Source organism: Nocardia abscessus NBRC 100374 (genome assembly GCF_000308455.1).
GTDB classification, from domain to species: Bacteria; Actinomycetota; Actinomycetes; order Mycobacteriales; family Mycobacteriaceae; genus Nocardia; species Nocardia abscessus.
The window spans coordinates 1-7,293 of record NZ_BAFP01000243.1 but is presented as its reverse complement, the minus strand read 5'-3'; the positions used below and the strand labels follow the sequence as shown (position 1 = coordinate 7,293).

At 59.3% G+C, this 7,293-nt stretch carries 9 protein-coding genes and 2 pseudogenes; 8 read left to right on the top strand and 3 right to left on the bottom strand.

Features of this window, described 5'->3' with window-relative positions:
• The 4 genes from ON19_RS40875 to ON19_RS42340 form a co-directional block, all read left to right on the top strand.
• On the top strand, nt 1-714 hold a 714-nt coding region (locus ON19_RS40875), incomplete at its 5' end, for a helix-turn-helix domain-containing protein (protein ID WP_157229908.1).
• A 1,402-nt stretch (nt 715-2,116) separates the two neighbouring features.
• A complete protein-coding gene (locus tag ON19_RS31100) occupies nt 2,117-2,494 on the top strand; it encodes a hypothetical protein (protein WP_043700925.1) in 378 nt (125 codons plus the stop codon).
• 314 nt (nt 2,495-2,808) lie between these two features.
• Complete coding sequence (locus tag ON19_RS40870; RefSeq protein WP_083899731.1) at nt 2,809-3,774, top strand: aminoglycoside phosphotransferase family protein; 966 nt, start codon at nt 2,809-2,811, stop codon at nt 3,772-3,774.
• Nucleotides 3,775-3,831: 57 nt separating this feature from the next.
• Nucleotides 3,832-3,999, top strand: a complete 168-nt coding sequence (locus ON19_RS42340; RefSeq protein ID WP_157229907.1) for a hypothetical protein — start codon at nt 3,832-3,834, stop codon at nt 3,997-3,999.
• Nucleotides 4,000-4,103: 104 nt separating this feature from the next.
• Here the strand turns inward: ON19_RS42340 and ON19_RS40865 are convergent, their stop codons facing one another.
• Nucleotides 4,104-4,430, bottom strand: coding sequence for an HAD family hydrolase (locus tag ON19_RS40865; protein ID WP_083899730.1), 327 nt, complete (start codon nt 4,428-4,430; stop codon nt 4,104-4,106).
• Between the two features lie 412 nt (nt 4,431-4,842).
• Between ON19_RS40865 and ON19_RS42335 the strand changes: the two genes are divergently transcribed.
• Complete coding sequence (locus ON19_RS42335) at nt 4,843-5,124, top strand: hypothetical protein (protein ID WP_051169458.1); 282 nt, start codon at nt 4,843-4,845, stop codon at nt 5,122-5,124.
• Here ON19_RS42335 and ON19_RS45110 read toward each other — a convergent pair.
• Nucleotides 5,091-5,191 (bottom strand): annotated as a pseudogene (locus tag ON19_RS45110) (YnfA family protein); the annotation flags it as partial. The gene ON19_RS42335 and the pseudogene ON19_RS45110 sit on opposite strands and share 34 nt — an antisense overlap.
• Nucleotides 5,192-5,433: 242 nt before the next feature.
• On the opposite strand from ON19_RS45110, the pseudogene ON19_RS42330 reads away from it, so the two are divergent.
• The 3 genes and pseudogenes from ON19_RS42330 to ON19_RS42325 form a co-directional block, all read left to right on the top strand.
• Nucleotides 5,434-5,595: pseudogene (locus ON19_RS42330) on the top strand (transposase); the annotation flags it as partial.
• A 56-nt stretch (nt 5,596-5,651) separates the two neighbouring features.
• Entirely contained in the window at nt 5,652-6,026 is a 375-nt protein-coding gene (locus ON19_RS31080) for an EthD family reductase (protein WP_083899728.1), read from the top strand.
• Nucleotides 6,027-6,419: 393 nt separating this feature from the next.
• A complete protein-coding gene (locus ON19_RS42325; protein ID WP_157229906.1) occupies nt 6,420-6,593 on the top strand; it encodes a hypothetical protein in 174 nt (57 codons plus the stop codon).
• Nucleotides 6,594-6,972: 379 nt separating this feature from the next.
• Here the strand turns inward: ON19_RS42325 and ON19_RS31075 are convergent.
• Nucleotides 6,973-7,293: hypothetical protein (locus ON19_RS31075; protein WP_043700921.1), on the bottom strand; the 321-nt coding region annotated here is incomplete at its 5' end.

Sequence of the window (7,293 nt, the reverse complement as noted above, 5' to 3'; positions counted from 1 at the left end):
TTGGGGCTATCACGGGTCGGTAGCTACGAGCGCACCAGGGTCAGTGCGTCATACCTGAACCAAATCGAAAGCGGCGAGCGCATACCCAGTCTGGAAACGCTCAACAAGCTGATCCAGGGATACCGACTGGATAGCGCGCAAGCACGTCACCTTCTCGAACTCCGCGCGCCCGCCGAGGACCTCGCCCCAGCCCAGAACCTCCGTCGGCTCGTTCGCGAGAACGACGGACTGATGACCCACATCCATGCCCTCGAGGAACGGGGAGTGCTCGGGGCCTACATGGATCCGATGTGGAACGTGTTGGCCTGTAACGATTCGTTCCGGTCAGCACTGCCTGGACTTGATGCCAGCGAGTCGGTGCCGGTATGGCTGTTCAGTCCGGCTGCGAGAGACATCGTGATCGATTGGGACCGTGAGGCTGCTCATTCGGTCGCCACCACCAAAGCAGTACTGGGACGCTACCGAACGTCGGAGCAGGCCCGAGAATTGATGCGACAGCTGCGTCCCAACAGTGCGTTCGCCCGGCTCTGGGCCAGCAGCATCAACATCTCCTACGGCCGCGGCACCGGAGACCAACTCCACTGGCGCGACATCGATACCGGAGAGCTGATCTCCTACAGCTTGACCATGTCAGAGATCAGTCAGACCGGAGACGTCCTGCTGCTCACCGCTCTTCCGGTGCGATATCGCGGACCCAACATCGGGGTAGCCTAGACGCTGTTCTTGCACAAAATGACGTGGGCAGCGATCGTCCCTTGCTACCGCGTGCACCTACGATCAATGCCTCGCGCCAGGGCGAGGCATTTCGTAATCTCTCTCCGCGCAGCGATCGACTGGCGCCTGTCGTTGAATTGCCCGCATCGCCCTCACGGTATTCTAAGTGCAGAGATTCTCGTAGCCGCTCGCCAGCTCGTCCATATCGCAACTGCGAATCCGTTCTGGCGCTGGCGGCAATGGCAGTCAGGTCTGTGAATTGAGCGAGCATGTAAAGGACGGCTCAGCGGATCCGTCGGCGAACCTTACCCACAATCTGCCGCATGAGCCGACATATCCCGTCGCGGTAGGCGCTCGAGCGTTGCGAAAATCCACACGCTGGTACGAAGAACAGCTGCGAAAGGGACGTCTGCAAGGCCACAAAGCGGGCCGATCGTGGTGCCTGACCGCAAGCGACATCGCTGCGGCGATTCAGTCGACCGCCAGCCATCCGCGCTCACGATCAGCACCAGATCTTGCGAAACCGCAAACAGCCGATCGCCGCCGGCCGACTCGTAGGCGGAAACAGCGCCGCCGCCCCATACCTCCGCAACGCCCTTTCGAATAGTCGGCCGTCCTTTCTTAGCTCACGTCAGAAGCACGAGAGTGCAGCTGATGGCCCCTGACTTCGAGCTGCGTCCCTACCCGCGTCTACGCGGGTCGCGTGCTGCGGCTATCCGCTGTAGCAGACCTTCTCTGATTCCTGCTGTTCGATCGTTGTCCTGTGCACGCTGATAGGCGAGGCTCGGGAGGCTTCGGCATATCTGCCTATACGACGAACCTGGGTCGTTTCTGTGTCGGAGGGTCTAGATGTACAGAAGAATTTGTTTATCGCTGGCTGCGTGAAATGGTCCGGAACGCCGCAGCGTATCACCCGTTTTGCAGGTTAACGCTGGCTGCGTTAACGCAAATTCGCTGTGCCGAAACACTGGATTTTGCCGCGCGGGAGGGGTTTTGATGGACACGCAAGTTCGACCGCTGAAAGGAAACCGATGGATCCTCTGATCGTTCTCGGATGGGTGAATACCGGCCTGTCTGTGCTCTCCAACGGGTTGTCCGTGGCAGCCCAGGCACTGGCGCTCATCCTGCCGTTCATCTGACCATCTCGCCTCGAGATGCGGCCTCCCAGCAGTGATTCACTGCTGGGAGGTAAGGAATCACCACGCGCTGCGGCGCATTCCGATCATAAGAATTCTTCTCCATACCTTCCCGACGGGGTCTATTCGGCATGCACAAAATCAGAAAACATACTCACTTACCCTATGGCGAGGACGCAGTACACGGCGATCACGACAACAACGTGCGCTGGGGGCGAGGCTGCTCGCGCAGCTTCGGCCAAGGTAGCCGCGCAATCCTGGCGGCCATGGTGCCCGCGGCAGTGATGATGGCAGCCGCAGGCACCGCCAGTGCCAGCCAAAGCCTTGCCGCGATTGCTGATCAGCCGGGCGTCACCAGCCCGGCTCAGCCCGGCACCACCACACCGCCTCCGCCGCCTCCACCGGCACAGGAGCCCGAGCCGGTACCCGCACCGCCGGAGCCGGCGCCCCCGATCTACTACTCGCAGTCGCCGGAGGTCCGCAACGCTGCACCGTCGCGTCCGGCGCCACCGCCTGAGCAGCCGGTGGAGCCGGTCCGGATCGAGGAGTTGCACCTGCCTGAACCGGTGGCTCCTGTGGCGCCGATCGAAGCGCCAGAGAACACGATTCGGGTCGGGCAGTGGCAGGCTCCGCGTCCGGAGTGAGTCCTTTCTCTTGATTGTGGCAACATCGAATCAAATCGAAACCGGATACCATAGACTTATCGTTGGCATTCTGGGATTTACCCTCTCGGTAATCTGGTTGTACGTGCAGGCAAAACAAAAATTCATTCTGGACGGTTTGAAGCGACGCTGCGCTGCCGAGTTACCAGAGTATGACGAGACGCGAGCTGGAAGGGCGCATACTGTTTGGAGATTCTCAAATACAGCGATAGTTGCTCGATTGATGCCAACGCTTTTCGGTCTAACATGGATTGCAATAATTAGTACAACCCAATTCTAATAGCCTGGGACGAGTCATGACCGTTAGGGATCGGGTGGCGAAGTCTGTCGATCAAGAAGTGCTCTTCTCGATAGCGGCGGATGTGGCATCGGTGGTGTTGTCTAGTTCGGTTGAACCTCGGCCGATAAGGGCTGGTGTGTCCTCTATGAACTATGTTGTTAGTGACTCTAGTGGAGAATATGTTGTTAGATTGGACCTCTTTCGGGATGAAAGTGAAGTGCGACGCGATTTCCAGATACTGAAAGCTTGCCGAAACTTTATCTTGAATGGTCCAGGCGATGCGCTTTGGGTTGGTACACAAAAGGGGATTGCCGCGTCATTTCGTCCCTTTGTCGCTGGCGCAACTCTCAGTGACGAGGATATTAAGGACTCGGCAACCATTCGAAAGTGCGGAAGACAACTTGCGATATTGCACAGAACGCCAATTCCGGCCTCTTTAAGGCGTGAGTGGTTCTATAAAGAACCGCTTGCGAATTTCAGGGAATTGCGGACTTCTGATAATCATTTAGTACGCCAGGCCAGGAAGCTGCTGGAGAGGGCTGCCGTGAAGCTTCGGGACGCGTCGTGGGAGGCGTCGCTTGTACACTCGGATTTCAAATCGGACAACCTGCTGCTCGGAGCAGGTCAGGTTAGTGTGTTGGATTGGGAGAAGGCCGCGTGGGCGCCGCGTTTATTCGATGTTTCCCTCGCGTTGTTTCATGCCTCGACGACCCCATTTGCAATACCTGAGGAGACTGTGGAGTCTTTTATATCTGGCTATAGTGAAAATGAATACCGAAATCCGGATTTCATGCGACAACTTGCCTTGATGTCGCATGTTGCGGCCGCGATCTATTTTCTGGTTGACGCGGAAATTTTCGAGATCGAGTCGGCAAAAAGTCATCTGTCGGAGATAGAGAAAAGGCATGCCAAGTATTTCATCGAATATTGTGTGCCGCGGTATGAAAAATTCATAGAACTGGCGTATTTTGCGGTGCTATAGAGCAGAGGATCGTAGGATGTGATCCCAACCCTGTGCTTGAGAAACAGAGTTCAACTCGTGGGTGACGCCAACAGTAACGGCTCCGGCCGCACCTCCAATGGCAAGATATTTGGGGCTGTCTTCGATGATAACTACGGGCGGGAGCTCATTTTCAAGCACGGTCTTCAACTGTTCCGGTTTCGAGAACGGCTGTGGGACGTCGGGGGATCCAGTGCAAAGTACTGAGAAAAATCTGTCGCGAATGCCCCAAGCTCGGAGTAGTGTGTCCACATGCCTGTAGCGACCGGCGCTCACGATCAATGACTTTGCACGGACCTTATCTGAGATCTCTAGTATAGGTTCGACATAGGGAGATTCAGTTCAGTTGCGCGCCGCAAGTAATACCTAGACCGCTCGTCAATTAGCGTTGCTGCCGGTAATGCTATTTCGTATTTCGACACCAGGTCTTGCCAAATATCAGGTTCCGGCATGCCGATGAGGTCTGTGAAGTAATCTTTAGGTGGAGCTATGTTCATGCGGCGCAGGGTTTCTGTAAAGGCCTGTTCCTGAACCGGCTCCGTATTCGCGATAACTCCGTCGAAGTCCCATATCACTGTCGATGCGGCACGGAGATGTGCTGCTAGCGAATTTGAAATTATTGCCGGAGTATCAGTCATACGGCTATTAGACCATAGATGGGGCCGTGGGTCGCTGGGAATTTTTGATATTCCTCAGGCGCTTCAGGCATTACTTCGCGAAATCTCGCTAGGAGTGGGTTCTCCTGTCCTCGGTTACTGGCATGCGTGACGCATTTCGAGCTATGGGCTATCTGGGTGGTTCGGGCGTCGATGGCATTCCTATGGTGACAGGGCCGGTACTGAGATTATGACGTGCGAGTTGTTCGAGTGCAGCGAGTTTCTGGCGGGCTGCCTTCAGGCTGATCTGAAGTCCTTGGACTTCACCGAGCCATCCGTTGGCTCTGGCTTCGGTGATGCGGTCGGTGAGATTGCGCGCGATTTCGATAAGTCTGCCGCGTTGTCGGGGATCGACCCGTAGCATCGGACATCTAACGCCTGCATACGTTGCCCGATGCTGAGCGTCAATCCCAAGATGCTGCCGCGACTGGATGAACTCGAGCAAGACCTCATCGCCCGGCTGCGCCGCGCCCGTGACGAGAATTGGCGAGGGGAGATCGAAGGGCTCGAACTCACCCTCACCTTCGAGGCAAACGAGCACAGGCCACCCGGATGGCCCAGTCGGGTAGCGGACACACCGATATCGGTATGCCCGGATCGCCGCCGCAGCAATGACTTCGAGGCTGTGGTGGAACGGCTCATGGCCAGGCACAGGACGGCGCCGGTGCCGTCGTAGCGGAAGTCGTCCGGGGCCATGCCCCACAACAGTGATCCGGCGACGAATACCCGCCGTATGCGGCAAGGGGCGAAGACCATCTCCGATGGGCAATTGCTCTGTTCAAACCGTTGGCACGTAGCAGGATCATGCGGGAGCGATAGATGCGGGTGGGCGCTCGGTATCGCCCCACCGCTACTAGGTTGAGTCCATCAGAGTGGTGTACGACCAGACGCCAGCAAAGCCTGAGCGTGTCGTAGCCGGAAAGAGAACGGTCACCGCGTGATCCTTCAAGAGACCGACCAAAGTCACTCGAAGGAGAACCACGCGATGACCGCTGTCCAGCCTATCGACCCGTCCGAGATGGTGTCGGATCAACTCGCCGTCGCAAGCCCTGATCTGCTGCGCGACATGATGTCCACCTTCATCCAGGCGTTGATGAGCGCCGAAGCCGACGCGGTCTGCGGCGCCGGTTACGGCGAACGCTCCGATCGCGACGGGATGCGGTTCGCCGGTGAGCGCGGTTGTTTCCCTCGATCACCTTGCCGATGTGGATCGACGAACCCAGGATCTCGGCGCCAGCCTGCCGAGGTGATGGCTGTGCTGAGCTGAAACTGCGGCCTCGGCATCCTTGTGCCCTCGCCGCCGACCCTGACCACTTCCGCGACTACTACGTGAACAACCACCTTCCACTGGTCATGAATTGGCCCGGCCTGCTTGGCTGGCGTTACAGCTTCGATGTAGCGGCGACCAACGGAGAAGCGCCGTATTTCGCGGTCTTCGAAGGCGACTTCGCTGACGCCGCCGCCCTGGCCGCGGCGCGGGAGTCGCCGCAAGGCCAGCGGCTGGCCGCCGATGTCGTCAACTACGCCACCGGCGGTGTGGTCATCATCGACTATCCGGTGCAGGACGGCACCAGCTGAGGCAGGACGGCACGCTCCGGGACGCGTTCGGAGCGTGCCGTTGCGGCCAGGTCCCGGCTATCTCCGGAACGCCGTTCGCGGTTGCCGGTTCGTTGAGCGTCGAAGGTGGGCCGATGTCCTGGCCGAGTGTCACGGTGGTTGATGCGCGCGTGCGGCGCGACGGCCGGGGCGGGAGCCCGCCAACCTCGGGCAGGCCCGGCATCGCCTTTCGAAGAACGGTCCAAGCGTTCCGAACCCAGTAAGGAATTCTGACTGTCATCAGCCAGAAGAGTGCGTTCGGGCAACGCCGGGATGGGCACGGCCAGTTAGTTCAGAGAAGCCTGTGTCCGGTGCCCGATGATGCGCATGGAACCGACGTAACTGCCGCGACTGCTGGCCATCGAATCCGACACGATGCTTCTGCTCGATGAAGCCAGAGCGAACAAATGGGAAGGAGAGGTCGTCGGCCTCGAGACCACACTCATCCACATCCAGGACAAGAAAGCACAGGTCGAACGCATCAAGACAACGACAGTTCACGCCGAGGGCCGCACGCAACTGCTACTGCTACCCCACCGACCTCACTGATTCGCCTCGGGCTACCGCAGGCCATCTACGAGGGCGCGGGCGCGACGGTACAAACCCGAAACTCTCGAACGCGCGTCGATATGTGCATCGGGCGGATTCGGGTTGAGGGCGTTGGCGCATCGTTTCGGTGGGTGTGTGGAAACGAACGTTCTGACCCAGATCCGGCCCGCCGCTTCGTGTTCGCGATCCCTGTGGATTTTCGAACTTGTCTGCACAGGTGAGCTGCGGATTCCGGTCAGGGCAGGGGACTTCGAACATCGGCGTGTATCGAACTGACCCGCATATCGGTGCCTTCGGCTCGTTGTCCTGGGCACGGCGAGAAGTCTTGTGGCTCAACTCAAACGGGCACCCACGCCGGGACAGGATGCTCTTGCCCCGGCTATGACCGCCGAGCCTCCCACAACCGCACCGTCCCATCGTGGCTGCCGGTGGCCAGCAGGCGCCCGGCCGGACCGAACGCCACCGACCCCACCAAGCCGGTGTGGCCGGTGAGGGGGTCGCCGACCTGATGGCCGGTGGCCGGATCCCACAACCGCACCGTCTTATCGGCGCTGCTGGTGGCCAGCAGGCGCCCGTACGGGCTGAACGCCACCGACCGCACCGCGCCGGTGTGGCCGGTGAGGGGGTCGCCGACCTGATGGCCGGTGGCCGCATCCCACAACCGCACCGTCCTATCGTCGCCGGTGGCCAGCAGGCGCCT

Excerpts from the sequence above, each read along its gene's own strand:
- ON19_RS31080 (WP_083899728.1), top strand. The coding sequence starts at position 5,652 with ATGTGGATCGACGAACCCAGGATCTCGGCGCCAGCCTGCCGAGGTGAT.
- ON19_RS42325 (WP_157229906.1), top strand. The coding sequence starts at position 6,420 with ATGCTTCTGCTCGATGAAGCCAGAGCGAACAAATGGGAAGGAGAGGTC.
- ON19_RS40870 (WP_083899731.1), top strand. The coding sequence starts at position 2,809 with ATGACCGTTAGGGATCGGGTGGCGAAGTCTGTCGATCAAGAAGTGCTC.
- ON19_RS31100 (WP_043700925.1), top strand. The coding sequence starts at position 2,117 with ATGGTGCCCGCGGCAGTGATGATGGCAGCCGCAGGCACCGCCAGTGCC.
- ON19_RS42335 (WP_051169458.1), top strand. The coding sequence starts at position 4,843 with ATGCTGAGCGTCAATCCCAAGATGCTGCCGCGACTGGATGAACTCGAG.
- ON19_RS40865 (WP_083899730.1), bottom strand. The coding sequence starts at position 4,430 with ATGACTGATACTCCGGCAATAATTTCAAATTCGCTAGCAGCACATCTC.